The organism is Pantoea endophytica, assembly GCF_002858935.1.
In the GTDB taxonomy this organism is placed as follows: domain Bacteria; phylum Pseudomonadota; class Gammaproteobacteria; order Enterobacterales; family Enterobacteriaceae; genus Pantoea; species Pantoea leporis.
On the sequence record NZ_PJRT01000005.1, the window covers coordinates 762,868 to 789,184 of the forward strand.

At 51.1% G+C, this 26,317-nt stretch carries 19 protein-coding genes and 1 pseudogene; 12 read left to right on the forward strand and 8 right to left on the reverse strand.

All coding sequences use genetic code 11. From position 1 onward, the window contains the following. Window positions 1-6: 6 nt before the first annotated feature. The 4 genes from PZBJ_RS06110 (at window position 7) to PZBJ_RS06125 (ending at window position 2,004) form a co-directional block, all read left to right on the forward strand. Entirely contained in the window at window positions 7-225 is a 219-nt protein-coding gene (locus PZBJ_RS06110; protein WP_101761670.1) for a hypothetical protein, read from the forward strand. After that, window positions 215-493, forward strand: coding sequence for a hypothetical protein (locus PZBJ_RS06115; protein ID WP_101761671.1), 279 nt, complete (start codon window positions 215-217; stop codon window positions 491-493). Before PZBJ_RS06110 ends, PZBJ_RS06115 begins: the two co-directional genes overlap by 11 nt. A 163-nt stretch (window positions 494-656) precedes the next feature. After that, window positions 657-899: an excisionase gene (locus PZBJ_RS06120; RefSeq protein ID WP_101761672.1), complete on the forward strand. Its 243-nt coding sequence runs from the start codon at window positions 657-659 to the stop codon at window positions 897-899. Continuing rightward, window positions 883-2,004, forward strand: a complete 1,122-nt coding sequence (locus PZBJ_RS06125; RefSeq protein WP_101761673.1) for a phage integrase Arm DNA-binding domain-containing protein — start codon at window positions 883-885, stop codon at window positions 2,002-2,004. Before PZBJ_RS06120 ends, PZBJ_RS06125 begins: the two co-directional genes overlap by 17 nt. 305 nt (window positions 2,005-2,309) lie before the next feature. On the opposite strand, the gene PZBJ_RS06130 is transcribed toward PZBJ_RS06125, so the two are convergent. Together PZBJ_RS06130 and PZBJ_RS24265 are read right to left on the reverse strand one after the other, a co-directional pair. Continuing rightward, window positions 2,310-9,314 carry an autotransporter outer membrane beta-barrel domain-containing protein gene (locus PZBJ_RS06130; RefSeq protein ID WP_101761674.1) on the reverse strand — a complete coding sequence of 2,335 codons (7,005 nt, stop codon included), beginning with the start codon at window positions 9,312-9,314 and terminating at the stop codon, window positions 2,310-2,312. A gap of 29 nt (window positions 9,315-9,343) precedes the next feature. Next, a complete protein-coding gene (locus PZBJ_RS24265) occupies window positions 9,344-9,532 on the reverse strand; it encodes a hypothetical protein (protein ID WP_091003975.1) in 189 nt (62 codons plus the stop codon). Window positions 9,533-9,740: 208 nt separating this feature from the next. Here PZBJ_RS24265 and PZBJ_RS06140 point away from each other — a divergent pair, with 208 nt between their 5' ends. The 6 genes from PZBJ_RS06140 (at window position 9,741) to PZBJ_RS06165 (ending at window position 20,255) form a co-directional block, all read left to right on the forward strand. Then, complete coding sequence (locus PZBJ_RS06140) at window positions 9,741-10,364, forward strand: response regulator (RefSeq protein WP_101761675.1); 624 nt, start codon at window positions 9,741-9,743, stop codon at window positions 10,362-10,364. Then, a complete protein-coding gene (locus PZBJ_RS06145; protein ID WP_101761676.1) occupies window positions 10,364-13,831 on the forward strand; it encodes a response regulator in 3,468 nt (1,155 codons plus the stop codon). The genes PZBJ_RS06140 and PZBJ_RS06145 overlap by 1 nt, the downstream gene beginning before the upstream one ends. A 106-nt stretch (window positions 13,832-13,937) precedes the next feature. Next, on the forward strand, window positions 13,938-14,555 hold the full coding sequence (locus PZBJ_RS06150; protein ID WP_091003986.1) for a helix-turn-helix transcriptional regulator: 618 nt from the start codon (window positions 13,938-13,940) through the stop codon (window positions 14,553-14,555). 535 nt (window positions 14,556-15,090) lie between these two features. Next, window positions 15,091-16,791: an ABC-F family ATP-binding cassette domain-containing protein gene (locus PZBJ_RS06155; RefSeq protein ID WP_101761677.1), complete on the forward strand. Its 1,701-nt coding sequence runs from the start codon at window positions 15,091-15,093 to the stop codon at window positions 16,789-16,791. Window positions 16,792-17,145: 354 nt separating this feature from the next. Continuing rightward, window positions 17,146-18,321: an efflux RND transporter periplasmic adaptor subunit gene (locus PZBJ_RS06160; protein ID WP_101761678.1), complete on the forward strand. Its 1,176-nt coding sequence runs from the start codon at window positions 17,146-17,148 to the stop codon at window positions 18,319-18,321. Next, a complete protein-coding gene (locus PZBJ_RS06165) occupies window positions 18,318-20,255 on the forward strand; it encodes a MacB family efflux pump subunit (protein ID WP_101761679.1) in 1,938 nt (645 codons plus the stop codon). The genes PZBJ_RS06160 and PZBJ_RS06165 overlap by 4 nt, the downstream gene beginning before the upstream one ends. Before the next feature lie 74 nt (window positions 20,256-20,329). Here PZBJ_RS06165 and PZBJ_RS06170 read toward each other — a convergent pair whose 3' ends face one another. Then, window positions 20,330-21,157: a MurR/RpiR family transcriptional regulator gene (locus PZBJ_RS06170; RefSeq protein ID WP_101761680.1), complete on the reverse strand. Its 828-nt coding sequence runs from the start codon at window positions 21,155-21,157 to the stop codon at window positions 20,330-20,332. 151 nt (window positions 21,158-21,308) lie between these two features. Here PZBJ_RS06170 and PZBJ_RS06175 point away from each other — a divergent pair, with 151 nt between their 5' ends. Together PZBJ_RS06175 and PZBJ_RS06180 are read left to right on the forward strand one after the other, a co-directional pair. Next, window positions 21,309-22,868 carry a PTS transporter subunit EIIC gene (locus PZBJ_RS06175; protein WP_101761681.1) on the forward strand — a complete coding sequence of 520 codons (1,560 nt, stop codon included), beginning with the start codon at window positions 21,309-21,311 and terminating at the stop codon, window positions 22,866-22,868. Next, window positions 22,865-23,554 carry an N-acetylmannosamine-6-phosphate 2-epimerase gene (locus tag PZBJ_RS06180; protein WP_101761682.1) on the forward strand — a complete coding sequence of 230 codons (690 nt, stop codon included), beginning with the start codon at window positions 22,865-22,867 and terminating at the stop codon, window positions 23,552-23,554. Before PZBJ_RS06175 ends, PZBJ_RS06180 begins: the two co-directional genes overlap by 4 nt. A 202-nt stretch (window positions 23,555-23,756) precedes the next feature. Here PZBJ_RS06180 and PZBJ_RS06185 read toward each other — a convergent pair whose 3' ends face one another. The 5 genes and pseudogenes from PZBJ_RS06185 to PZBJ_RS06200 form a co-directional block, all read right to left on the reverse strand. Next, entirely contained in the window at window positions 23,757-24,068 is a 312-nt protein-coding gene (locus PZBJ_RS06185; protein ID WP_101761683.1) for a cupin domain-containing protein, read from the reverse strand. Between the two features lie 141 nt (window positions 24,069-24,209). Beyond that, window positions 24,210-24,425, reverse strand: a complete 216-nt coding sequence (locus PZBJ_RS06190) for a YdgH/BhsA/McbA-like domain containing protein (RefSeq protein ID WP_007890153.1) — start codon at window positions 24,423-24,425, stop codon at window positions 24,210-24,212. Window positions 24,426-24,622: 197 nt separating this feature from the next. Then, window positions 24,623-24,835 (reverse strand): DUF1471 domain-containing protein, encoded by a 213-nt coding sequence (locus tag PZBJ_RS06195; protein WP_101761684.1) that lies wholly within the window; start codon window positions 24,833-24,835, stop codon window positions 24,623-24,625. 154 nt (window positions 24,836-24,989) lie between these two features. Then, window positions 24,990-25,097 (reverse strand): annotated as a pseudogene (locus PZBJ_RS24320) (dihydrodipicolinate synthase family protein); the annotation flags it as partial. 53 nt (window positions 25,098-25,150) lie between these two features. Then, window positions 25,151-26,239, reverse strand: a complete 1,089-nt coding sequence (locus PZBJ_RS06200) for a YncE family protein (protein ID WP_101761685.1) — start codon at window positions 26,237-26,239, stop codon at window positions 25,151-25,153. Window positions 26,240-26,317: the final 78 nt, after the last annotated feature.

The following is a 26,317-nucleotide window of genomic DNA, read 5'->3' on the forward strand; positions in this document are numbered from 1 at the left end:
ATCGAAATGACACATCCAGATCCGATAGATGCAGCATCAGAACTTGAGCTTCAGATGATTGAATTAGCGCTGGCTTACCGGCCGCGTGTGACGGCAATGTTCACCGGTAAATGCCTCTGGTGTGATGAGCCAATCGACAAGGGTCATTATTGTGCCCCAGAATGCCGCAGCGATCATGAGAAGGAACTTCGCGCAATTAAGCACAGGAGAGCAAATGAAAATTAGTTCCCTGAAACCTGGTGATACGGCCTGGCAGCTGTATCGGCATAAGATGGGTAATACAACCATCAGCACACTCTCTGTTTGGCGGGTCAGCGTGAAGGAGGTACATGAGAAACACGTTATCGCCTCGGTTAATGGGAATGCACCCCTTAAATATCGGGAGCGTGATGTAGCAAAATGGAAGAAAAAGGAGCCGACACTGATTCGCAGTCGTATGGGCTACTCCCGCCTCGCCACGAAAGCCGAGAAAGAAGCACTGAAATCCGGGTAGTCAATCAACATCGATAATTATTATCGCGCCTTGCGTGCGAATTTTCATTTATGAACGCTTAAAAACAGACATCATTTTTCAGAATATTTTTCCTGATAGATACTTTTAAGAAATGACTCTTCCACTTCGTGGTAACCGATTAAATTTTTAACCGGAGAATATAATGTCTCGCATGATTAAGTTATCTACCTGGGCGGAAGAGGAATTCGGCAATCCGATTCCGGGCTCCGCTACACTCAGCAAATATGCCAGGAATGGAATGATATTTCCGCCTCCGGTAAAAGTTGGGAATATCTGGCGCGTTGAACGCTCTGCGCGATTCATCGGTGCACAGTCCAGTCCTGAAATCAGGCAAAGTGATAACGTGAGATTGAAAAGGATATTAGAGGATGGCCAGACCACGTAAATATAATGTCATCATCCCTAATCTGTCCTGTTTTACTGATGCCAGAACAAAACGCGTTTACTGGCGATATAAGCATCCGGTCACAGGTAAATTTCATGGTTTAGGCACCGATGAAGCGGAAGCAAAAGCCGTCGCAATTGAAGCTAACTCCAGATTATCTGAGAATCAGATGCGTCATCTCATCAAAGCGAGGAATAAACTGGCGGAAAGCCTGAACACGTCAATAACGACTTCAGGCTGGTCAGAAAAATATCTTCAGTTGCAAACACGACGCGTTAAGTCAGGCGAGTTAAAAACGAAGACGATTCAGCAGAAGAAACTGGTGCTCGACATTCTGGTGCCAGAAATCGGTATGAAGCCTCTTGATCAAGTCACAGTGAAAGACATCAACGCCTTGATGGAGCCTTACCTCGAACGAAATAAAAACAGTATGGCGCTTCTTGTAAGAACGATTTGTATTGATTTCTTTAAGGAGGCGCAACGCGCAGGGGAAGTCAGCCCGGGCTTTAACCCAGCGCTTTCGACCCGTACACCCAGGGCAAAAGTCATGAGAGCCAGACTTGATTTGCCTACGTGGAAAAAGATTTATGCCCATGCAGAAAAACCCCGGTATATGCAACGCGCCATGTTGCTTGCTGTAGTTTCAGGGCAGCGCATTAGTGATATTTCGAAAATGCGGTTTTCCGATGTGTGGGATGATCATCTGCATATCGTTCAGCAGAAAACAGGCGCACGCATAGCACTGCCACTTTCACTACACTGCAATGCGCTAGGTATCAGCTTGCGCGAAATCATCGGGCAATGTCGTGACAGAATTCTGAGCCCCTACCTGCTTCATCATCGCGATGATAAAGGCCCCTCTAAAAGAGGCGAACAAGTTAAACCGCACTCTTTGCGAGATAATTTTCGTCTGGCAAGAGAAGCATCAGGATTGTTATGGGAGGAAGGCCAGGCCCCCTCTTTCCATGAGCAGCGCTCTCTGTCTGAGCGGCTTTACAGAGCTCAGGGCATCGATACGCAAACACTTCTGGGGCACTCAAATCAGGCAATGACAGACAAATATAACGATGAGCGAAGCAGTGAATGGAAGAAGTTGATCTTTTGACTCAAATTAGTTGCGCAAATATTTAAACGGATGTCAGCCATGTGTGAACATCATATGTTCGCAGCTATCTTAAGCATATAAATGATTTAAGTGAGCAGTTGTATATTAGTTAAAAAGCTAATGTCATGTTTTTCTCTCGAAAGGGTAACAAGAACTATGGCAGTTAAAGTTTACACTGGATTGCGACCTTTCGGATTCCATGCGAAAGATGCGGATAAGATGCTCAGGAAAATAAAAAAAAAGTGCTGGTTACCTTAGTAACCAGCACTTACACCTAAATCCCCACAAGATTATGGATTTTTAAATCAGAAATTGACCTTAACCCCAAATAAGGCACTTGTATCGGAGTATCCTTTATCACCCATCTGCTGGCCGATATTGCCCCACAGGTTAATATTTTTGGTGATCTGGCCCTCAACCCCTACTTTCAACTCGCCCAGATTGCGCGTGCCTTTTTGGGTGACTTTTACGCCGTTTAGTTCGCTGCCAAATTCCTTTGTATTATGGATCCAGTTAGCCTCAATAAATGGCTGGAATACGCGATCTTTGCCATCATCAATTGAGCTGTGGCCTTTGATAAAGGCACGCGCACCTAAGCGGGTTTGAATGTTGCCATCACCGGTTCCTTTCACGCGAGTGCCATTCTGCTCGCGAATCTCATCCGCCTGCACGCCCATCCAGGTGATCTGCGCCTGAGGCTGCACGAAGTAGCTTTCACGCTCGTTCTTCTCGCCAATTTTCCAGGTATATCCGGCCTCAAGCGACGCGGTAATCCCTTTCGATTTGTAAGACTCCGCCGCCAGTGAATCTCCTTTCACGGTGTTATCAAACCAGCTGTACTGCGCCCAGCTGTCAATGTAAGCACCGGATTTCTCTTCGTTGTCCTGTAACCAGGTCGCGTAGATACCTGTGCTGTAACCATTGATGCTGCCATCCGCTTTCTGACCAGAAAGATGGTTACGGCTGTTACTCTGCTGGTTGGCATAACCGGCCATCACACCGAGGTGATAACGGTTGGCACCATCCGTTGTCCATTGCGCAATATCACCGCCCATCTGCATCACATAGCGATTTGCCTGAGTTTTCATCTGACCGCTACTGTCACTGGAGCGGGTATGTCCACCGACGTTACGCAGCCACATGCTGGTCACTTTCTCTTCGCCTGTCAGCGCATCAACATAATGGGTCTCACCCAAACGATCATGCAACCTCGTATTGAACAGGTTATTTGCTGCAGCCATATTCGCTGAGTAGGCGGCAGACTCCGGGCGATAAATCTTGATGATTTCATCTTTATTGCCATCCCCGCCACCTTCACCAGGGTCAACCACACCATTAAGCACATTTGTCAGATACCAATTGTTTCTGTTGGCGCTTTCGCCACGTACCAGATTGTAATCATAGGCTCCAGCGACGATACGGCCCTCCTTCACAAACTCACCATCTGATATTCCACCGACACTGATAACTTCAATACCGTTGATAGTTTTGGCACCACTCCCGCCGGCATTATTGACGCTTACGTGGGTTGTACCACTGGTATCACCAGCAATTATAATTTTATCGGTGACCGAATTATCATCGCCTAAGGCGGTGTTCAGGGTAACGTGACCGTCATGACCACTGTAATTGCCTTCAATATGCAACTGATTGCCTACCGTTGCGCCTGCACCACCTACAATTATGTTTCCGCTGTTGGCAAGATTGCCGCCGACGTTGAAACGCATTGCCTCTTTAATTGCATTCGTGACGGGGTTGATTTCACCTAACTGCAGCGTACCGCTATTGCTAACATTGCCTGATGTACCACCAAAGCCACCAGCAACTGCCCCTCTGGCAATGTTCAGGTTGGCTGAAGCGAGCGTGACGTTATTATCTGCGCTACCAAGCTGCAACCCGCCCGCATTTACTTGCGTATCACCAGCGTACTGCGCTGCCTGCTGGCTAAGCGTTACCACACCTGAACCATTCTGGTTTAACTCACCGCTGCCGATAATGGTATTGTCCAGCAACCAGCTTTGACTACTGGCAAGATTTAACGATCCCTCATTGGAGACTTCAGCTGAGCCAAGGCTCGATTGAGTTGATGCCGTCAACACGGAGCCATTTTCAATACTGAATTTACCTGCGAATTCATCGTTATCACCCATCAAGACAACATCACTGTTCTGCGCGATATTGGTTTCACCTGAACCGCTCAGGCTGTTAAACAACGCGCCAGCCGCATTTTTTAATGCTAATAAACCTTCGTTGACGATATTACCGCTGCCCAAGCCGATGGTGTTGTTCAACTGCACGTCAGCACCAGAAGCAATTGAAGTCGTTGCAGTAAGCCCAGCGTTGCTGCCATTGATTGTTAACGTCTCACCATTTACATTCAGCGCACCACTACCCTGCAGGTTGCCGTTAACCGAACCGCCGTGGGTGATGCTCAGCGTGCCGCCGTTGAGGTGCGCCACCGATCCTGCCGCTGTGTTTAACGCACCAATAGTCTGGCTGTAGCCATTCATGTCAAAGCCAGTATTGGCCGCCAGCGCAAGCTCTGAAGTCTGACCCAATACGTTGTCATTATTCATCTGCAGGTTACCGCTGCGAACATCCGTTTTACCGCTATAGCTGTTATCCATATTGGACAGAGAGACGGTTTGGCCTGTACCGGTATCAATCGCCAAATCGCCGATACCAGTTAGCTTCGCGCTCATATCCGCAGCATTACCTTTTTTACCATATGCATTAAGCACCAGAGCATCATTGCCCTGAGTCAGCAGGTCAAGTTGCGTCAGGCCATAAGTCACATACAGTCCGTCATCGGCGTGCCCGCTGGTCAGGCGATAGTCATAAGTGGCATTGGCCACCACATTGCCATCCTGCAGCACGTTGGTATTTAACTGATCGGTAATCAGGTTGCCGCTGGTATCCCGCAGCTCCAGGTTTCCGCCGGAGCCTTGCACCGGAATCGCGCTACCTGCCAGCTTGATGCCCTGATCACCTTCATCCTGCTCCAGTAATGAAACGGTCTGTGTTGGCAGCACATGGTGGTTGGTGACCGAACCCGGATTAATTTCTACCGTACCGCGCCCACTGATATCCATTAACCCGGAGGTTTGCACCACGCCTTTAGCCACGGTATCGCCTGGAGTACCGGTATCGAATACTACAGTGCCACCGTCAAAGTTCAGGCCGCCGATTTGCTGCACGCCGTCGGCAACGGTGACGCGGCTATCGGTACCTGCAAGCAGGGTTGCGTGAGTGAGAGCTTGGGTATTCAGTCCATCTAGAGCAAATGTGCTGTCGGTAAGCGCTAACGTACCAGTAAAGGTGTTGCTGGCATTGTTGACAGTAAACTCAAAAGTGTTACCCGCCGTACTGGCCGCAATCATGCCCGCGCCACTGATATTACTGTCAAATAGCGTGTCAGCGTTTTGTTTCAGTACCAGGGTGCTGCCGTGAGCAATATTGAAACCGGTACCTGCGGCGTTATCTGCAGAGTCGCCTAAGGGCAGCAGAATATTATCCAGCGTCAGGGTAGAGCTGTTCTCAAGGTTAACCTGTTCAAAACCTGTAATTGTTTTTCCAGATTGCGCCAGAGTCAGCTCACTGTTACGCAGATTGAGTGTGTCATCGCCCGCACCCGCATCCAGAGATTCAAACAAATTGCCGTCAGTGGCATCAATGTTGACCAGATTATAGCTGTCATCACCGCTTGAGCTGGTGATATCTGTAGCGGTACTGCCATGCTGTAAATCTACAGTGTGGTCGTGTGCGGTAGTCAGATTTACATGACCGACTATGTTACCGCCCTGAGCATTCACAAAGTGAACGCCTGAAAGACCGCTGGTAATTTCCAGCGCAACCTGTGCAGCTGAGTTGGCGATAATGTCCCCACGGTTAATGAAACTCCCCACGTAATCGTTATTAACATCGACTACCGGGTTGGTTGTTGAATTCGACACCAGACGTCCGCTCTGCTCTACCACTGCACTCGTTCCGCCAACTTTCAGAGCAGGTCCGCCAGCAGCGTCATTGATGTTGACACTGGCACCTGATTTCACGTCCCCTTTGATATTTGTGACGATACCGCTGCCGTCCGCATGGTTGACATCAATTATCAGGTTACGTGAGTTTGACATATCAAGGGCGCTGGAAGCTGTTGAACCATCAGCATTCTGGATCAATAAGCCGGATCCGCTACCGTTGACGGTAATCTTTCCACTGTTTTCACTCGCCATGCTGGCAGCAGTGCGCACGCCAGCCCCGTTATCAACGGTTATCTGCGTATTATCAAGTTTGATGCCCGCAATTTCTGCTTTGTTTTCGATAGCATTACCATTGCCTACCGGATTCATCTCAATGCTGGCATCTTTCACTGTCAGGCCGCTGGCACCGGTGTCAAGCAGAATGCCATGAGCGCTGCCGCTGGCTTTCACCACACCCTGGCCATTAAGGGCAAGATTCGCACCGTTACCCACTTTAATCGCAGCTTCGCCATCTGAGGCTTCAATATTGCCGGTATTAGAAATGGTTGAAGTAGCCCCCTGAATATCAACCGCGATGCCATTAACCTTAATATCGCCGCTGTTCACCAGCGTGCCGCCGTTTACCAGGACGCCCGTGGTATTCGCCGTGGTGAAGTTTATATCACCACGATGATCCAGAGTGCCGCTATTGCGGGCAATGTAGCCGATGGCATTCGGCGATGTTGCTACGCTGCCATCGAGCGTCGCATAGCTGGTCAGCCTCGCATTGCCGCGATAAGCGGGATCGCCATTACCGGTAATATCTGCATAGCTGCCGTCTACAATTCCTGCCGTGCTGCTGGCACCACTGATTGAAAGGGTGGTCTCCTTAGCCAGGGTGCCCTGGGCATTGCCCATCACCTTAATACCCGTTGCGCCATCACCGCTGGCGGTGATGGTCATGTTGCCGGTGTTAAGCTCACTTGCCTGGGTGTTGCTGGTTACAAGCAGAGCAGTCGAATTTTTACCGCTGCTTTCCACAGCAGATGCGCTACCGGTGCCATCAAAGGTTGCGCCACCATCAATACGATACAGTGTCGATCCTTCCGTAGTCACATTTTGCGTACCGGTGCTGTTATCGACCACTTTCGAGCCCGCACCCAGTACGTAGTAACCGGTCTGATTGATGCCATCAAAATTAATTACGCCCGCATTGTCTACTTCAATGGTCCCGCCATTACGCGCATGGGCACCGATGGCACCATCCCCCTTAAGCTCAATGGTACCGGCATTGATGGCTACAGCGCGTGCGCCGTCGGCCCACAGACCGTAGTTTGCGGTTTTAGTAATGGCATCAATTCCTTGAAGAATGTTAATTAATCCGTCGTTGCGTACTGTGGTTGTTCCACTGTCCGTGCTGACAGAGCTCGCCATCATGGCTACAGCATTAATGCCGTCCAGGGTTATGTTACCGTCAGCTGCATTTAGCACTGAGCCTCCTGCAGCACCAGCACTTGCAAAACCTTTCATGCCAACATTTTGTAGGGGAGGCTGACCAGCCACACCGTCCGCTGCGCCTTTGATGAGAATTTCACCATGATTAATTGCACGCGCCATGGGTCCTTGAACTATTACGCCGAATCCACCCTGTGTTTTACTGCCCAGCGTCAACGTAGCGTTGATCTGATTGGTAAAGGTTGATGTTCCGCGCGCAAGCACCAGCTGATTGTTGGGCGAGTCAGCTACGATATCGGTGGTTGTATCAGCAGTACTGCGTTGCGCCTCACGTCCCAGATAAACCTCACCTCTGTTGTTGAAGGCAGCGCTGTCTTCAAGCAATACACCCATGCTGTAAGTTGGATAGGTTGTTATTCCGTTGCGTTCAATTGCAGAAATATTGATGTTGCCGTTGTTGTTCAACACTGCGTCATTGAATAATTGCACGCCAACGTTAGAAACGTATGCTCCACTTGGAGCAAGGTTGATCACCCCGTTATTGTTAATTGTACTACCTGTACTGGCGGCAACGGCATTATTATGTCCTGTAAAAGGAGTGCCAATCGGATTGCCAGAGTTATTCTTATAAGCACTCATTTCAGAGTTTGTCCCTGCATCAATAACCCCATAATTATTGACTACAGAGTTCTCGCGTGCAGACACGACCAATGAACCCGCACTGGAGCTTGCAAATGTCCCCAGATTGCCATAGTTATTCAGTGTTGACGCATTAGTCAGCCTAACAACCGATATATCGGTATTATATGCCTGAATGGATGCATCAGAATCGATATTAATAGTGCCAGCGCTGCCTAAAATGTAAGCTACTCGGGTTGGATCAATGAGAAAGCGTGTTGCATCATCATCTGGCACTGTTTCGTCAACGTAAATATGTTTAACGCCTGATGAGTCATAAGCTTTCTTAAATTCCGCATCATACGATCCCGGAGATAATGATCCGTCTTTTACAGCCTGAATTAACGCAGTATTATAGTTTTTCAGATCGTCAATATTCTCAACAGTTTGCACGCCAATGGCACTATCGAAAGTTCCAGTGAATCCTGCCAAAAATGCCAAAGCAGGGTCGGTGTTATTTTTGGCATAACTGTTTATATTTCCAAGGTGTGCTACCGTCTTGCTTTTGTAATTCAGCGTGCCTCCATTTGCTAGAAATACGGAGGATGTGCTGTTTTTACCTTTCATAAACAAGGTGATCTGATTATCTTTATTATTGAACCAGTCACTGCCTGAGGTACTGCCGACGTTCACATCCAGGCTGGAGCCTGTATCAACCTTAATCAGATTGCGGTCTACGTATTGCCCGTCTGCACCTACGGCATAATGATAGCTGTAATACTGATTCGCAAGGTCGACCATGCGCAGTTGGTCATTCTGATATGCAGAAAAAGTAGCGCTGTTACCCGTTGCCGGGTCAATATAGTCATAACCGGCCTGCTGTCCCAGACCGATATAGCCACCACTATCAATATATCCGGCACCACTACCGGAGAGTTTCCCCATTCCGGCCAGTACTGACAGTTTGAGAATATTATATCCTTTATCGCCAGTGGCTATTGACTTCCAGTCTGTTGAAAGCAGATTGTCGTTACCAGTAATGGCCTGAACATGGCCGCCATCTTTAGAGTCAAAAACGTCCAGAGTAATATCCGCTGCCTGGGACGGCATAACAAATGCCATTGCCAGCGCAGTCAGAGATAACACGCCTGTTCTTATGAGGATAAAACTTGAATGTTTAGTTCCGCTTTTAGATGACTTGCTTTTCCCTTTGGTTAATTCTGAGGTGACATCAAAACGTTGCAGGGCAGCATTCCACTTTACTTTAAATATCTTATTCATAATGTTTGATTCGCGATTTTAGGTTGAAATCAGAATATGATCTGAATGATGACACCAGCCATAAACCAGGCACCAAGGGAAAATGCAGTTACAAAAAGCCAGGCGGCTGGCCTGAGCATTTGGTTAATTTCAATGAAACTAGTAATTGACTTCATGATTTTCTCACTGTCTTTGTGGCTCAGCGCAGGTGTGAGCACGTCTGACAGTAATTGTGTCATTTTTTAATCGCGGCAAATATCAGACACAAAGAGACGCCGTGTAATCCAAGGACTACATTCTCATGTTTTAATTCTTAATTGTTTTGCTATCGTAATTATCTCTGGGATAAATTGAATAATATTGTAGGGGATAGGACTACAAAATAATTTTTGCAGCCTTTATCTTAGCAACATATTATTAACCATTATCCAAACATTCAGGGTTCACATGGCTGCGTTTATTGTTGTAGACGACCATCCTCTGGCCAGATTGGCCATTCGTATGCTTCTTGAGAAAGAAGGCCACGTTGTTGTCGCAGAAACTGGTAACGGTTCAGATGTATTAGCTCTGGTTAAGAATCACAATACTGATGCGCTGGTGATGGACATTGATCTTCCTGGCATAAATGGCATCGAGGCGATTACCTTGCTGCGCTCCGCTGGCATAAAAATTCCTGTCATCGTCATGAGCGGGAAAAATCCTGACTATTATATCCAACTCAGCATGAAAGCCGGGGCGAATGGTTTCATCAGTAAACAAAATAATCTATCAGACCTTTCTCACGCTGTAGGGGTAGTATTCTCTGGTTACGGTTATTTTCCCTTGCGCATATCTGAGCATTATGAAAAGACCAGCACAGCTTCGGAATCTGAGCAACTCCGGCTTCTGTCGCGGCGAGAATTTGAAGTATTGAGGTATCTTGGTGAGGGGGTTGAGATCTTCAACATCGCAGCACGTATGCAAATCAGTAACAAAACCGTCAGTACCTATAAAGCACGTCTTATGGATAAACTGGGGCTGAAGAATCAGCGTGACTTACTGGATTTTACTCGCAGGAATAATATCTCCTGATGCGCACAAATCGTTTTTGGATATTTGCTGCTTTATTATATTCGGTTGACGGCATCTCCGCCCCCGATAAGCTCAGTTATGTGCCTGACGCCCTTCCCGAAGTGACGGCTCCAACACTCACAGATTATCAATGGCGATGGCTCGGACAAAAGCGCGAATTAACTCTCGCGCTCTATGGTCCCACCAGACCGCCTTTGACGAGGATTGATGCTTCAGAGCGCGTTACCGGGTATATCCCTGATTTCTCCTGGACTCTGGCTCGAAGCCTCGGCGTGACGCTTCGCATCGTCCATTTTGATAGTGCAGAGTTGGCCTATTCCTCGCTTAACGAGGGCGACACTGACATAATATTTAGTCCCGCAGGAGATAAACCCCCCTCCCATTATCAATCAGTTATGAGCGTCAATGTGGCAGAAGCATATCCCATGGAAGTTGTGCGACGAAGCGCCGAGGCTCTTTCCGATATCACTGATAAAAGTACTATCTCAGGTGGCACGCCTGGTAGGTTGCTTGCTGCGCTCGATCAGGGAAAGATTCAGTCTGTCATATTGCCGGCTGGGGAAGCGTACTATGTAACAGAACGAAACTACGTTAATTCCCTGAATATAGATGGTCTTTCTACCCAGCCGATGACAGCTTATAAATTCGTTACCGGGGAGCATACGCCTGTTTTGCATGAGGTGCTTAAGGAAGCGACCCTTAATCTACGTTCAAGTCAGGCTGGTGAGATAATTGCCTCTCGCTGGGATCAAGGCAATCTCATTCGCTTCATTTCCGAACCTTTAAACCTGACATCTGATGAACGAACTTGGCGTGAAAATCATCCCACCGTAACTGTTGTGGCCTCAAGTTTTAATCCCCCTTTTTTCATGAAAGGTACAGGTGGGAATTACACTGGGATAGGACCTGAATTACTTTCGCTGGTGAGTCTAAAAACAGGCATTCGGTTTCGCTACTCAGACATTGGTGACAGTACAAAGCTTCCGGCCGCTCTGGCAGGCGGAGATGCCGCCATGACCGCGCCGCTGATATGGAGTCAGGAAAGAAACCGGGACATCTTGCTCACGACCCCTTTTATGTTTACACCCACCGTGATGGTCACCCGCAATGGTAAACAATCATTAGATGACATCCGCAGCGCGGCCCTGATTCCCGCACAAGAGGCCACAGACTGGTTCAGAAAGGTCTTTCCAGAGGCGAAGGTTACTTTGATCGGTAATCCAGGGCTAGCTATGCAATGGGTCGCTGAGGGAAAAGTAGACGCCACACTTAACACGCTTATAAGTGCCCGATATCTTCAGCAGGGTCTTTATCAGGACAGGCTGAAATTACAACAGGATTTAGCTGTACCTGAGGCGGCAATTGTCTTTGGGGTAAGAAGATCTGATCCCGAGCTGCAAAGCATACTCAACAAGACGCTTGGTTTAGTTCCAGCAGATATGGTGACCAGTATACTGACACACTGGCAGGCTACACCTGCAGCGCGCTTCGATACCTGGAGAATTTATCGCAGTGAGTTTTACAGTGGGGCTCTGGGTGCCGTCGTGCTTATCCTTATTGCCGCAGTATGGGCCGGCGTTCTGCGAAGACAGGTTAAGCGCACTCAACGGGCTAAAGCTTTATTGCGCCAGGAAATCCTGTTTCGTGACAGGCTGATAAACGGCCCCCCTCGTCCCGTCTATGTGGCGACTTCAGATGGACAAATCATCCACAACAACCTGGCATTCGAAAAATTTTTAAGCAATTACCCCTCCTCATATCTGGCTTTATCATTATTTGACAGTCGACACCCACTTTATGAGGTCTGGAAAGAGTGCATAAGAATGCCACCGACGGGGGATGAGCCACAGGAGTTAGAATTCGCTCTTGAAGATGTATCTGGCCTCGTAAGGCAAATCCGACACTGGATGACAACCTTCCAGGAAGACGACGGAACAACAGGCGGTTTTATCGGGGGGTGGCAGGACGTAACTGAATATCTCAACATGCAGGCCCAGTTAAGCACAGCCCGGGCAGAGGCTGAACGTGCCAGTCATACAAAGAGCCGATTTCTAGCCACAATGAGTCACGAGATAAGGACCCCCCTTAGCGCAATAATCGGCTTGCTTGAGTTGCAGGTTCAGGAAAAACGCACAGATACAGAACTCATTCGCGTGGCCCACGAATCTTCCCAGAGCCTTCTGGCGTTGATCGGTGACATTCTTGATATTGAACGTATCGAATCGGAAAAGGTGACGCTGCATCCCAGCTGGTGTCGCGTCTCAACTATCGCTCACGCCGTTGTTCAGACTTTCAGTGGACTGGCACACCAGAAGGGATTGCTCCTGAGCCTAACGCTTCCAGAGTATGACAGAGAGATATTTTCTGATGGAAACCGGCTGAGACAAATAATAGGAAATCTTACTGGTAATGCTGTCAAATTCACTCACAAGGGAGAGATAAATATAAGTGTTTCTCTTCCAACTGAGAGCATGGGCAGAATGCAAATTGTCGTGCGGGACTCAGGTCCAGGCATACCCGAAGATGATCAGAAGCGAATGTTTATGCCCTTTGAACAGGCAGACCACTCAGCTTCGGGGGGGAGCGGGTTGGGGCTGGCTATTAGCAGCGAACTCACATTGCTGATGAACGGAACACTGAGTCTTGAAAGTGTTCCCGGGAAAGGCTCTGCTTTTACGCTTGATATTCCTGTAGAAACAAGGCCCGTCAGCATTTTAGATTCGGTTCCGGTCATTCCACCAAGGCTGCATTCGTCGCTTCGGATTCTGGTAGTTGATGATCATCCAGCAAATCGCCTGCTCGTTTCACGGCAGGTGGCCCTAATGGGCCACAGAACAAGCGTTGCAGATAATGGTCGGTCAGGACTTGAGGCATGGAAAAAGGAAAGACCCGATGTAATTCTTACCGACTGCAATATGCCGGAAATGGATGGTATCGAGATGACACGTAGCATCAGGAAGCAAGATCCGAATGTAATGATCATTGGTATCACTGCGGATGCACAGGAAACGGAAAGAGACCGATGCCTTACCGCTGGAATGAATGCCTGCTTGTTCAGGCCAGTAGATTTTTCCCGGTTGGCTGAAACGATCGCTATTTTTGAGCTAAACGATCCACATAAAGTTACGGACCTGACCGAGTGGATAGATCTTGAGGCTCTGACCGCCTTTTTACCCGACAGCCCCCAAGCCGTGAAAGAGTTTATTACTCTTTCGATCAGTGAAACCCGGAAAGACCTTCAACAAGTGCGCTATGCGGTAATGCAGAAAGATTTAGCTTCGGCACGCCGTATTATCCATAGGGTTGCCGGGACACTCAGGGTTAGCGGAATCAAAGAACTGGGTGAACAGTGTGCAATGCTTGAAGAGTTGACAGAGATGGATGAAGACCCATCGATAATTATCCTCCATATTGAAAAAGCACAAGCCACAGTTGATGAATTCGAAAACGTCTTCATGCGTTTGTAATTATTGGATATAAAAACCAGGACAATTCCTACATACCTGGCTGTCATTATCCTATTTCCCTAGAGAAGAAAACCCCGTTAAATGCTATCAGCAAACGGGAGGTGCTATGTTCACATTAACGGTTATGGACAGCGACAGGTGGATTGCTGCTGGGATTTCCCAGTATTTCAACGACAGGCACATTAAAGTCACGGTGATGACTGATGCACAGGATAATGAAGTACTAAAACTTGCGGCTGAATCGGATATTGTCATAAGTGAGCTATATACATCTGGACGTGACATACAGGCAATATCCGAACTGTTCGTAATGCTTCGTATGATATCCCCCTCAACTCGAATTATATTTTTCACAGACCTCAAGGAAAAAGCCGTCATAAAGTACGTAACGTCTCTTCTACCAAATGCGTGTGTGCTTCCGAAGAGTTGTGATATACACCGCCTAGCGAGTGAAATATTTAGTTGCGCTTCGCGGTCGGATGAGGAGATTATTTCCTTAAACGTAAAGTGTAAAAGTGGGGCTCTGACCGCCAGGGAGTTTGGCCTGCTTCGGTTTTTAGCGACTAGCAAAAGTCTGACTGACATAGGAGGTAAGCTTCAGCTCAGCGTCAAAACAATTAGCCATCACAGAAAAAACATCATGCAAAAGCTAAATTGCCGTACTTCCCACGAGCTTTCGCCACGTCTGCTTGGTATGGGATTTGGGAACAACAAATCGTCCTAACTTGCTCCTTGTTTCTACAAACAGAGTTCTTTAGCAAATTACGCATTTACTTCAATTCTGCCTCACTCATTATCTTGTTATTCGGATTTTCATTCTTCAAACCCTAGCCTAAAATTAGCTCACTTTTTAACCAGTTTTGCAGAAGAGTTTTGCTGGAGTTTTGCAGAAGACCTCTGAAGGCGATTTTCACCGAACAGGCTCATTAGCGATGCCAGTGCCCTGCCCGGCACATCATAGCGAGCGCCACCACACTCCCGCCACTTTTCACTGGAAAATACGCATCTCCCCCACTATTATCAGCTCACTTATTCACCTACTGATAACTAAGGAGGATTACTATGCTGCTGTGTGAATTGTTTCTTTACTCACACTTCTACAGTAATTGGCCGCGTTCAGGCATTTCCGCACTCGTGCTGCGATAATCCGTCCTGAGCGAAGTTAACTGAAAATCTAATCCCTTCCTCCGGCTTACCGGGTTGTCGTCAGCGATTTCTGACGTCGGGCCTTTTTGCGCCTGCAACTTATGAGTAAGCACATGAGCACTTTACTGTCCGCCCACGCTGTCGGTTTCGATAACGCCTTCGGCTCGCTATTTCACGATATCCATTTCAGCCTGAAAAAAGGCGATCGCATCGGTTTGCTGGGTGATAACGGCACCGGTAAAAGCACCTTATTAAAAATTCTAAGTGGTGAACTGGAAGCCAGCCACGGCAGCGTTACGCCGGCTAATCACTGTTTACTGGCGCGCATCGAGCAACATCTGCCAACAGAACTGCACAACGCGTCGCTGCTGGATGGCGTGATGGCGCGCTTACCGGAACAAGCCGAGCGCTGGCGCGCCGAAGCGCTGCTAGGCAGCCTGGGTTTCACCGCTGAGCAACAAACGCAAACCGCCGCAACGCTAAGTGGCGGTCAGCATATGCGCCTGCTGCTGGCGCGTGCGCTGATCCTGCAACCGGATCTGCTGCTGCTCGATGAGCCCAGCAACCACCTCGATTTGCCGACGCTATTGTGGCTGGAGAATTTCCTCAACGGCTGGAGCGGCAGCTTCGTGCTGGTTTCCCATGACAGCACCCTGCTTGATCGGGTGACCAACAGCAGCTGGATTCTGCGCGATCGCGGTCTGCAATTCTTCCGTCTGCCCTGCAGCGCGGCGCGTCAGGCGCTGATCGAGCAGGATGAGGCTGACACGCAGCGTTATCAGGCCGAGCAGAAAGAGATCGAACGCGTCGAAAAAAGCGCCAAACATCTGGCGATCTGGGGCCGCACTTACGATAACGAAGGTTTGTCGCGCAAAGCGCAGCAGATGGAGAAACGCGCCAATTGGTTGAAAGAAGCACAAACCACGCTGAGCGAAGGATCGCTATGGCGGCTGCAGCTGCAAGGTGAAGCGCTGGACGCCGATCGCGTGCTGGCGTTGCCGCAGATGTCGATTCGGCCGGCCGATGACGCACCTGCACTGTTTTCACTACCAACGCTGCAGGTGAAAAGTGGCGATCGCGTAGCGATCGTTGGCCGCAACGGTTGCGGTAAATCGTCGCTGCTGCGCCATTTGTGGCGTGAATTTCAACAAGCAGATAGCACGCTTTTTCATCCCCGCGCGCGCCTCGGTTATTACGATCAAAGTCTGCATCAATTGCACGATGCGGAAACGCTAAGTGATGCGCTGGCGCATTTTGCGCCGCTCAGCGATGAGCAGCGCAAGATGGCGTTGATCGCTGCGGGTTTTCCGTATCTGCGTCACCAGCAGCTGATTGGATCACTGAGCGGCGGCGAGCGCTCGCGTTTACTCTTTGTGGGGCTGACGCTGGCGCGCTATTCACTGCTGCTGCTCGATGAACCCACTAACCATCTGGATATGGTAGGGAAAGAGGAGCTGGCGGAGGCGCTGAATCAGTTCGAGGGCGCGGTGTTGCTGGTGTCGCACGATCGTCAGTTAATCGCCAACAGCTGCAATCGTTTCTGGCTGATAGAGGACCAGCAACTCAGCCAGTGGCACGATTTTGACGCGGTGACCGAGCGCCTGCGTGCTGAACAGGTGATATCCATGTCTGAGGTTGTTGCACCTGCGGCGACGGAAAACGCGTTGGATGAAGATGCTTTGCTGCTGGCGTTATTAGAGGTGGAAAGCAAACTGGATGAGGATCTGGCGCGTAAGCCGAAGCATCAGAAACCCGCGTTGCAAGCGCAGTGGCGTGAGGAGATCGCGAAGCTGAAAACCCAGCTCGATCTGTAAATCGGCAGTGAAACGGTCGCCATAAATGGCGTAATGCCGCTCAGTTAAGCATTGTATCAAATCACCGCACCTTCCGTAACGGCGCGACTTATCGCGCAATAAATTGCGCCGCTACAATGTGTGCTCTCGGTGATGAGGGGGTTTCATGGCTTAACTGACAAACATTACGCCATAAATGGCGACCCTACGCCCAATCAGTGACTCAGATACGCTGTAAACAACCTAACCGCCCTTTCTATGCGGAAAACTTTAATCATTTTTCAACCAGCGCGCATTACCCAGATAAATCCGGCGAATTCTCTCCAGTTTGTTCCCTTTAGTGATTATGATTCTCGCTTCATATAAGGGACGCTTATGCTCAATATCTCAAAAAAATGGCTATTCGCCACGTTCGCTGCCGTCATTCTCCTGCTGTTGATCTGGCATTTCGCCGGTTCACGCCATAAACCTAACGCGGTGGTCACCGCCGAAGTGCGTCAGGGAAATATCGAAAACGTGATTGCTGCCACCGGCAAAATGGATGCGGTTGAACGCGTCAACGTCGGTGCGCAGGTTTCTGGTCAGGTGAAAAAGCTCTATATCAAATCTGGCGATAGCGTCAGCAAAGGCCAGCTAATCGCCGAAATTGATGATCAACCGCAGCGCAGCGATTTGCGTAACGCGCAGGCGGCGCTGAGCGTGGCGCAGGCCGATCTGGAAACCCGCGAAGCCGCGCTGGTGCGACAGCAAGCGCAATATCAGCGCTTGCAGCAAATGATTAAAACCAATGCGATCTCGCGTCAGGATTTTGATACCGCCGAACAAGAGTGGCGCAGTGCACGCGCCGAGCTAACCGCGCAAAAAGCGCGCGTGATTCAGGCGCAGATTGAGGTGGATAAGAAGCAGCTCGATCTCGGTTATACCCGCATCATGGCGCCAATGGACGGCACGGTCATCGCCATCGTCACTAAGCAAGGTCAAACGGTGAACGCGGTACAAACCGCGCCAACCATCGCCAAGCTGGCGCAGCTCGGCACCATGACGATTAAAGTGCAGATCTCCGAAGCCGACATCAACAACGTGCAGCCAGGCCAGCAAGCGTGGTTCACCACCTTCTCCAATCCAGACAAGCGCTACAACGCCACGCTGCGCAGCCTCGAACTGGCGCCGGAATCGGTGATGAAAGATGACGCGCTGATGGGCAACAGCGAAAGCACGCCAGCCAGTATCACCAACGCCGCAGTCTATTACAACGCGCTGCTGGATGTGCCAAACCCCGACAACGCGCTGCGCATCTCCATGACGGCGCAGGTCAACCTGCTGCGTGATTCCGCTAAAGATGCTTTGCTGGTGCCGGTGCAGGCGACGAAGAAAGACGCGGATGGCAAAACCTACGTGGAAATCCCCGATCAGGATAACCAGCCGGTCAAACGCATCATCACCACTGGCATCACTGACAGCGTTGATATTCAGGTGCTGAGCGGTTTAAAAGTCGGCGAGAAAGTGATCCTTGCTACGCAGACGGCGGGCGCTGACGAGGTGTTGATGTGAATATCATCGAACTGAAAAACATCCAGCGCAGCTATGTTAACGGTTCGCAATCTCTGCATGTGCTGAAAGACATTAACCTGAGTATCGCTAGCGGCGAGCTGGTGGCGATTATCGGGCCGTCCGGTTCAGGTAAATCGACGCTGCTGAATATTCTTGGCTGCCTGGATGCGCCGGATAGCGGCGACTATTTCATTAGTGGCCAAAACACCGCCACGCTGTCGCCGGATGCGCTGGCGAAAGTCCGCCGCGAGCATATCGGCTTTATCTTCCAACGTTATCATCTGATGCCGGATCTCAGCGCCTTGAGCAACGTCGAGATTCCATCGATCTACGCCAATCTGCAGGGCAAAGCACGGCTGCAGCGCGCGGCGGATCTGCTGGCACGTTTAGGTTTACAGGGCCGCGAACATCATAAACCGGGCGAGCTGTCCGGCGGCCAGCAGCAGCGCGTCAGTATCGCGCGCGCGCTGATTAACGGTGCCGAAATTATTCTTGCCGATGAACCGACCGGCGCGCTGGATTCGCATTCCGGCGAAGAGGTGCTGCGCATCCTACACGATCTCAATCGCGAAGGTCACACGGTGATCATCGTCACGCACGACATGAAAGTGGCGCAGCACGCCGATCGCATTATTGAGATTCAGGACGGCGAGATTTTTGCCGACAGCGGCCGCAAACAGGATGCAACCCGCGCGCAATATGTCCCCGCCGCGCCTAAAAGCCAGAGCAAGCTGCGCGGCTTGCTCGACCGCTTTCGCGAATCATTGCGCATGGCGCTGAATGCCATGAACGCGCATCGGCTGCGCACCGCGCTGACCATGACCGGGATTATTTTTGGCATCGCGGCGGTGGTCACGGTGGTGGCGCTCGGCCAGGGCGCGCGGCAAAAAACGCTGGAGAGTATTTCCGGGCTCGGCACCAATGTGGTGTCGATCTATGCCGGCGGTGATTTTGTCGAGGATGAAGCGCATCCGGTGCTGACGCTGGTGATGGCCGATGCCGACGTGATTGGGCGTCAGCAGTTTGTCGCGGCGGTCAGCCCGGAGATGATCGCCAATCAGCCGATTCGCTATCTCTCTAATGCGTCCAAAACCTCGGTGTACGGCGTCGGCAAAGCGTATTTCCAGATTCAGGGCATTAAATTGCTGGAAGGCAGCAACTTCAGCGATGAACGCCACGCACGTCAGGAGATCATTATCGATACCAACACGCGCAATAAACTGTTTGGCGAACACGGGGAAAGCCCAATTGGCAAGATGATCGTGCTGGGTTCGGTGCCGGTGCGCGTGATTGGCGTGGCGGATAATAACGATGGCATGTCGCCCAATCGCCTCAGCGTGTGGCTGCCGTGGAGCACCGTGATGTATCGCATCAGCGGGCAAACCGCGCTAACCAGCATCAGCATTAAGCTGAAGGACGATGTGGTGAGCGGCCCGGCGGTGGAATCGCTGACGCAACTGCTAACCGCGCGTCACGGCAGCAAAGATTTCCTGGTGTTCAACCGCGACAAATACCGTAAAGCGATTGAAGAAGCCGCCGCAACGTTAACGCTGCTGATTCTGCTGGTCGCCTCGATTGCGCTGATGATTGGCAGCATCGGCGTGATGAATATCATGCTGGTGTCGGTAACGGAACGTACCCATGAAATCGGCGTGCGCATGGCGGTGGGCGCACGGCGCGGCGACATCATGCAGCAGTTTATGATCGAAGCAGTTTTAGTCTGTCTGGTGGGCGGATCGCTCGGCGTCGCGCTGGCGCTGGTGATTGGACCGATTATCAGCCTGCTGGCGGGCGGCATGATTACCGCGATCTTCTCATGGCAATCAGCAGGCGCGGCCTTTGCCTGCTCCACCATTATCGGCATGATTTTTGGTTACCTGCCCGCGCGCAAAGCCGCACGCATGGATCCGGTGGCGGCATTGGCGAGCGAATAACTGAATTACCGCTTTAACCTATTAGCACTGTTCCGTAGCGGCGCGATTTATCGCGCCGCTACGGATTTGCCGTTTTACATCAACATCGGCAAGGTCGCCGTTGCCGTCTGCTGGCTGGCCGCCTGATAACGGGCATCATGCGTCATCAACTCATTTATCAACACTTCCACCAGCATCATCGCGCCCACTTTACCGCTCAGCGCACCAGCGTTGAACGGGCCTTCCGGCCGCGCAGCCACTAACAGCATATTGGCTAAGCTGCCCATCGGGCTGCGCAGCGTGTTGCTCAGCATCAGCACGCGCGCGTTTTGCTTCTTCGCCACCTTAACCACATGCATTACATCTTTAGTCGAGCCGGAAGCGGAGATGGCGATCACCAAATCGCCCTCTCTGAGCGTCGAGGCATTCATCGCCGCGCGATGCATATCACCAAACAGCTGCGCCGATTTACCTAAGCGCAACAGGCGATAGTGCAAATACTCACCGGTAATCGCGCTGGCCGCCACGCCGTAGATCTGGATAGTTTTAGCCTGATGCAGCGCTTCCACCGCGCTCTGAAGCACCTCGCGGTTAATGAATTTCCCGGTATCGCGCAGCGCCTGCACCGTTTCCTCCACCAGCATGTCGATGCTGTCACCGCTAGCAACGGCCGCGGGCTGATTGTGTTGCACATCCAGCGCCAGCGCCATTTTGAATTCGGTATAGCCTTTGCAGCCGAGATGACGACACAGCCGCGTGACGCTCGCTTCGCTGGTGTCGGTCTCGCGCGCTAATTCAGTGATGGTGAGATACAGCACTTTCTGCGGGTCGGTGAGGATGAAATCGCCCAGCTTTTGCAGCGTCGGACTGTAGCCCGGCAAGCCCTGGCGCAGGTGCAGCAAGATGTTTTCGTTGTCCGTCATGGCGGCCTCTTCTTCACGACATTATGGCGCACAGTGTGCAGCAGATTAGGGCATAAGTGAAAGCTATCACAATAATGATGGAAATTTTCATCTTATGAATGAGATTGTGATAATAATTTTTACCACAAAATCACTTCAGGGATAAAAATTTATGTCATCACTGTTCAGCGGTGCCTCTTCAGGGGGTTGGTTTGAAAAAGCCCAGCGGTTTGGTAAGTCGTTCATGTTACCGATCGCCGTGCTACCGGCGGCCGGTTTGCTGCTGGGCATTGGCGGCGCACTTTCCAATCCCAACACCGTCAAAGCCTATCCATTCCTCGATGTCGCCTGGCTGCAAGGCATGTTCACCATCATGGCGAGCGCCGGATCGGTGGTGTTCGCCAACCTCGCGGTGCTATTTGCGGTTGGCGTAGCGGTAGGATTGGCCAAAAGCGACAAGGGCACCGCAGGATTGGCCTCGCTGCTGGCTTATCTGGTAATGAACGCCACCATCAATGCGCTGCTGACGCTGACCGGCGTGCTGGCGCAGGGCAACCTTAGCGCGGTGGGACAAGGCATGGCGCTCGGCATTCAGACGCTGGAAACCGGCGTATTTGGTGGCGTGGTGATCGGGCTGGTGACGGCCATGCTGCATAATCGCTACAACAAAATCGCCCTGCCGCAGTTCCTTGGCTTCTTTGGTGGCTCGCGCTTCGTGCCGATTATCAGCTCCTTCGTCGCCATTCTGGTGGGTGCGGCGATGACCATCGTCTGGCCGCATTTCCAGAAGCTGATTTTTGGTATGGGCGGATTGGTGGATGCCACCGGTTATTTCGGCACCTTTATTTACGGCTTCGTACTGCGCATGCTCGGCCCGTTCGGCCTGCATCACATCTTCTATTTGCCGTTCTGGACCACCGCACTCGGCGGCAGCGAAGTGATCAACGGACATCTGGTGGAAGGCACGCAGCGCATCTTCTTCGCCCAGCTTGCCGATCCCCACACGCAACAATTCTACATTGGCACCGCGCGCTTTATGTCCGGGCGCTTCATCACCATGATGTTTGGCCTGATCGGCGCGTGTCTGGCGATGTACCACACCGCTAAGCCGGAAAACCGTCAACGCGTGGCCGGATTGCTGCTGTCGGCGGCGCTGACTTCTTTCCTTACCGGTATCACCGAACCGATTGAGTTCTCGTTCCTGTTTGTCGCGCCTGTGCTGTATGTCATCCACGCGCTGTTCGATGGGCTGGCGTTTATGATCGCCCACATCCTGCACATCACCATCGGCCAAACCTTCTCGGGCGGCCTGATTGATTTCATTCTGTTCGGCGTATTGCAGGGCGAAGCGAAAACCCATTGGTGGTATGTCCCGCTGGTTGGCGTGCCGTGGTTCCTGCTCTATTACTTTACTTTCCGCTTGCTGATCACCCGCTTCAATTTCAAAACGCCGGGGCGCGAAGACGCCAGCGTTGAAACTGCGCCGATGGTCGCCGGAGAACGTCCACTGCAGGTGATCGCGGCTTTAGGCGGCAAGCAGAACATCGCCGAACTGGATTGCTGCGCCACCCGTCTGCGCATCACGCTGATCGACAGCAGCAAACTCGATGAAAACGCATTGAAAGCTACCGGCGCACGCGCCGTGATCCAACGTGGCAAAGGCGTGCAGGTGGTTTATGGCCCGCACGTCACCATTATCAAAAATGAAGTAGAGGAGTTACTCGCGCTATGAAAGCACCGATGCTGGCCCAGATTCAGGGAAAACTGGTGGTCTCGTGTCAGGCTCTGGAAGATGAGCCGTTACACAGCCCGTTTATTATGTCGCGCATGGCGTTAGCGGCGATGGAAGGCGGTGCGGCGGCGATTCGCGCCAACAGCCTGATCGACGTGCAGCAGATTATGCAAACCGTGGATTTGCCGATTATCGCCATTATTAAGCGCGACTATCCCGGCAGCGATGTGTATATCACCGCGACGCTGCGGGAAGTGGATGAGTTGATGGTGGCGAATCCGGCGATGATTGCGCTGGATGCCACGTTACACACACGTCCCGGCGATTTGCAGCTGCCGGCGTTGGTGGCAGCGATTCGCCAACGCTATCCGCAACTGTTGCTGATGGCGGACATCGCCACGGTGGAAGAAGCGCGTCAGGCGGCGCAATTAGCTTTCGATTGTGTCGGCACCACGCTGCACGGCTACACCGCAGAAACGCAAGGCTGCTATTTGGCCGCCGATGATTGCCGCTTCCTGCGTGACGTGTTGGCTGCGGTAAAGGTGCCGGTGATTGCCGAGGGGAATGTTGAAACGCCGGAAATGGCGGCGCATTGTCTGGCGCTGGGCGCGCATGCGGTGGTGGTCGGCGGCGCGATTACGCGTCCACAGCAGATAACGCGCCGCTTTGTGAATGCCATCAATTAATTTTTGAGGTGCCCATTAGGCACCTCGCCTAAGGTTATCCACAATCCCCGTGCGTAGAGTCGCCGTTAACCTGTGGATAAAACTCGCCTCGCACCACACCGCGCCCGATGCGCGCAGGCGGTTACTTTTCACACGATTGTGAATCTCAAACACGCTAACACACTTGATGCGTTAGCGTGTTTAGGTGAGTCAGTATCCGGCGTTAAACCGAATCTTCTTTTTCGATCACTAATACGCGCGCTTCGCCTTGCGGGTGCGCAACATGCTCGGTGCCGATGCTGGCGTAAAAAATGTCGCCGCTATTCAGCAGCACTTTCTTCACCTCACCTGCTTCGCGGTAATGCATCTCTACCACACCATCCAGCACCGCAAACACTTCCTCGCCATCATTGATGTGCCACTTGTAAGGTTGATTGGTCCAGTGCAGACGCACGCTGGTGCCGAAGAAGTTGGCGATGTCTAACGCATCCCAGGCTTTTGCGGGAGAGAAGTTTTTGCTGACGTAGGTTTTCATGCGATATCCGTGTGGGTGAGAACTGCGTTGATGATACACACAGCCCGGGCGTGCGGCGGGACATGCGCGGCCATTTACGGACATTCAGATACAACAAAGCCGCCCGAAGGCGGCCTTAACACAACTGCTTGTGCAAATAACTTATTTGTATAACTCGGCAGTCATGTGTACGCGGTTGTTAGTGTTGGCTTCAGTAATTTTGTACTGTGCGCCCTGCTCTTGCGCCTGCGCTGCGATTTTCGCTTCTGCACCATCCAGAGTAGAAGACTCAACAGATACGCTCTGTGCAAAGCTAGCGGCAGACATCATTGAAAGAGCAGCAACAGCGGCGATAGACAGTGTTTTGATAGTTTTCATGGTCATAATCCTTAGTGGTTTAACGAGAAGGCTGTGTGCCTTCGATGAGAATAATAATAACCTAGGTTATCGTTTCAATATTAACCATTAGTGCGATCACGATAACTTACGTAACTGTACAGTTACTGCGTTATATCGACAAAAAAGGCCGCCCGTAGGCGACCTGTTCTGGCACATCCGTATGCAACCATCCGTTATTAGTAAAGTTCTGCGGTCATATGTACGACGTTGCCGTTGCTCGCTTCTAAAATTTTGTACTGCTCACCATTCTGTTTTGCCTGCGCAGCGATTTTCGCTTCAGCACCATCCAGAGTCAGCGAGGTTGCTGAAACAGTCTGTGCGAAGCTGGCAGCAGACATCAGTGAAAGAGCGGCGGCAGCGGCGATAGTCAGAGTTTTGATAGTTTTCATGGTCGTATTCCTTTGGTTGTTTGATTTGAAAGCTGTGCGCCTTCGATGGAAACAATAATAACCATTGAAACTATTATCAGATTAACTATTAGTGCGATCACAGTTAATCAGCTCATTATCACTACGCCAGCTCGAGCTCGGTGATGACCTTTTTAACTTTTGCCACATCCATAAGCGCTTTAGCGGTGCGCGGAAACAGTCCGCCGCACACGGAATACCACACTTCACAACCGGCGGACAGGCCTGCTGCGGCAAAGACATCAGAAACAAAAATGCCCTCTTACGAGGGCATGGATTATCGCTACAGGTCGGGGATTATTTCAGCGCGATGCGCGCAATCTGATCCTGGCCTTTGGTTGAGGAGTCTTTGTTGAACTCCGCTTTCAACGTGACATACAGCGTGTTGTTGTCCGGGCCAATCAGCAGGCTGTTTGGATTGTTATCAAACGACCAGCTGTTTTTCACCGCGTAAGTGGTGGCATCCAGCTGCAGTACTTTCTTCGATTCGCGCTGGCTGATGTAGATCTCATTACGCTTAGCGTTGAATTTAATCGCCAGCGCATCACCTTCAATACGCTTGATCACTTTCCCAGTGCGCTCATCAAACACCAGCGTGGCTTTGCCTTTCGAATCATCGGTAACGAACAGACGGCCGGTAGCCGGATCTTCCGCCATGTTCAGGAACAGATACTCTTTACCGTCGCCGGCGGTCCAGCGCTTCTCAATTTTGTGGGTGCGTGGATTGATCACCAGAATCTCGCCCGCGCCGTTGGTCGCGTAAATGCGCTCAGTCAGCGGGGAATAGATGATGCCGGTTACCCATTTGCCTGCATTCTTGATGGTGGTTTTCAGCTTGAAGGTTTTCTCATCAACCACCGAGATGTAACCCGGATCGGCTACGCGACCGACATACAGCTCGTTGCCGTGCCACAGCACTTCACGCGCGCCCGCAGGATAACCTTCTTTATCTTTCTTACCTGGGAAGACTAAACGTTCCAGCACTTTGCCGCTCTGCGCATCCACTTTAGAGATAGCGCCATCCAGCGAGTTGGTGGTGTAGAACACGTTGCCCGCTTCATCGATCGCCGTACCAAAGTTTTTCAAATCGGTATGCGTAACGCCTTTGGTTTCCAGTGTGGTTGGGTCGAGACGATAAATTACACCACCGTTAACGTCTTTAAAGCTCTGCGCGCTGGCAACGTATAACGCTTTCGCAGCAGGCGAATACGCCATTTCATACAGGCCATCGCCCAGCGTGCGCTGGGTCAAAGAAGTATCAACTGGCTTGGCAGCGGCGGCTGGCGCTTCGGCTTTTTTCGCCGGAGCCTGGCAAGCGGTCAGGCTGAATGCAGCGACGATCGCTGCCGCTACGGCGGCTTTGCGCGGGCTAAATAACGATTTCATGCTCAACTCCATCAATGGATGAACGGCTCCGTTACGCGCGTACGCGTACGGAAAATACAAGAAGAATGAGAATCATAC

What these genes read in the sequence shown, in the direction of transcription:
- PZBJ_RS06110 (WP_101761670.1), top strand. Translation starts at nt 7, where the DNA reads ATGACACATCCAGATCCGATAGATGCAGCATCAGAACTTGAGCTTCAG.
- PZBJ_RS06115 (WP_101761671.1), top strand. Translation starts at nt 215, where the DNA reads ATGAAAATTAGTTCCCTGAAACCTGGTGATACGGCCTGGCAGCTGTAT.
- PZBJ_RS06120 (WP_101761672.1), top strand. Translation starts at nt 657, where the DNA reads ATGTCTCGCATGATTAAGTTATCTACCTGGGCGGAAGAGGAATTCGGC.
- PZBJ_RS06125 (WP_101761673.1), top strand. Translation starts at nt 883, where the DNA reads ATGGCCAGACCACGTAAATATAATGTCATCATCCCTAATCTGTCCTGT.
- PZBJ_RS06130 (WP_101761674.1), bottom strand. Translation starts at nt 9,314, where the DNA reads ATGAATAAGATATTTAAAGTAAAGTGGAATGCTGCCCTGCAACGTTTT.
- PZBJ_RS24265 (WP_091003975.1), bottom strand. Translation starts at nt 9,532, where the DNA reads ATGACACAATTACTGTCAGACGTGCTCACACCTGCGCTGAGCCACAAA.
- PZBJ_RS06140 (WP_101761675.1), top strand. Translation starts at nt 9,741, where the DNA reads ATGGCTGCGTTTATTGTTGTAGACGACCATCCTCTGGCCAGATTGGCC.
- PZBJ_RS06145 (WP_101761676.1), top strand. Translation starts at nt 10,364, where the DNA reads ATGCGCACAAATCGTTTTTGGATATTTGCTGCTTTATTATATTCGGTT.
- PZBJ_RS06150 (WP_091003986.1), top strand. Translation starts at nt 13,938, where the DNA reads ATGTTCACATTAACGGTTATGGACAGCGACAGGTGGATTGCTGCTGGG.
- PZBJ_RS06155 (WP_101761677.1), top strand. Translation starts at nt 15,091, where the DNA reads ATGAGCACTTTACTGTCCGCCCACGCTGTCGGTTTCGATAACGCCTTC.
- PZBJ_RS06160 (WP_101761678.1), top strand. Translation starts at nt 17,146, where the DNA reads ATGCTCAATATCTCAAAAAAATGGCTATTCGCCACGTTCGCTGCCGTC.
- PZBJ_RS06170 (WP_101761680.1), bottom strand. Translation starts at nt 21,157, where the DNA reads ATGACGGACAACGAAAACATCTTGCTGCACCTGCGCCAGGGCTTGCCG.
- PZBJ_RS06175 (WP_101761681.1), top strand. Translation starts at nt 21,309, where the DNA reads ATGTCATCACTGTTCAGCGGTGCCTCTTCAGGGGGTTGGTTTGAAAAA.
- PZBJ_RS06180 (WP_101761682.1), top strand. Translation starts at nt 22,865, where the DNA reads ATGAAAGCACCGATGCTGGCCCAGATTCAGGGAAAACTGGTGGTCTCG.
- PZBJ_RS06185 (WP_101761683.1), bottom strand. Translation starts at nt 24,068, where the DNA reads ATGAAAACCTACGTCAGCAAAAACTTCTCTCCCGCAAAAGCCTGGGAT.
- PZBJ_RS06190 (WP_007890153.1), bottom strand. Translation starts at nt 24,425, where the DNA reads ATGAAAACTATCAAAACACTGTCTATCGCCGCTGTTGCTGCTCTTTCA.
- PZBJ_RS06195 (WP_101761684.1), bottom strand. Translation starts at nt 24,835, where the DNA reads ATGAAAACTATCAAAACTCTGACTATCGCCGCTGCCGCCGCTCTTTCA.
- PZBJ_RS06200 (WP_101761685.1), bottom strand. Translation starts at nt 26,239, where the DNA reads ATGAAATCGTTATTTAGCCCGCGCAAAGCCGCCGTAGCGGCAGCGATC.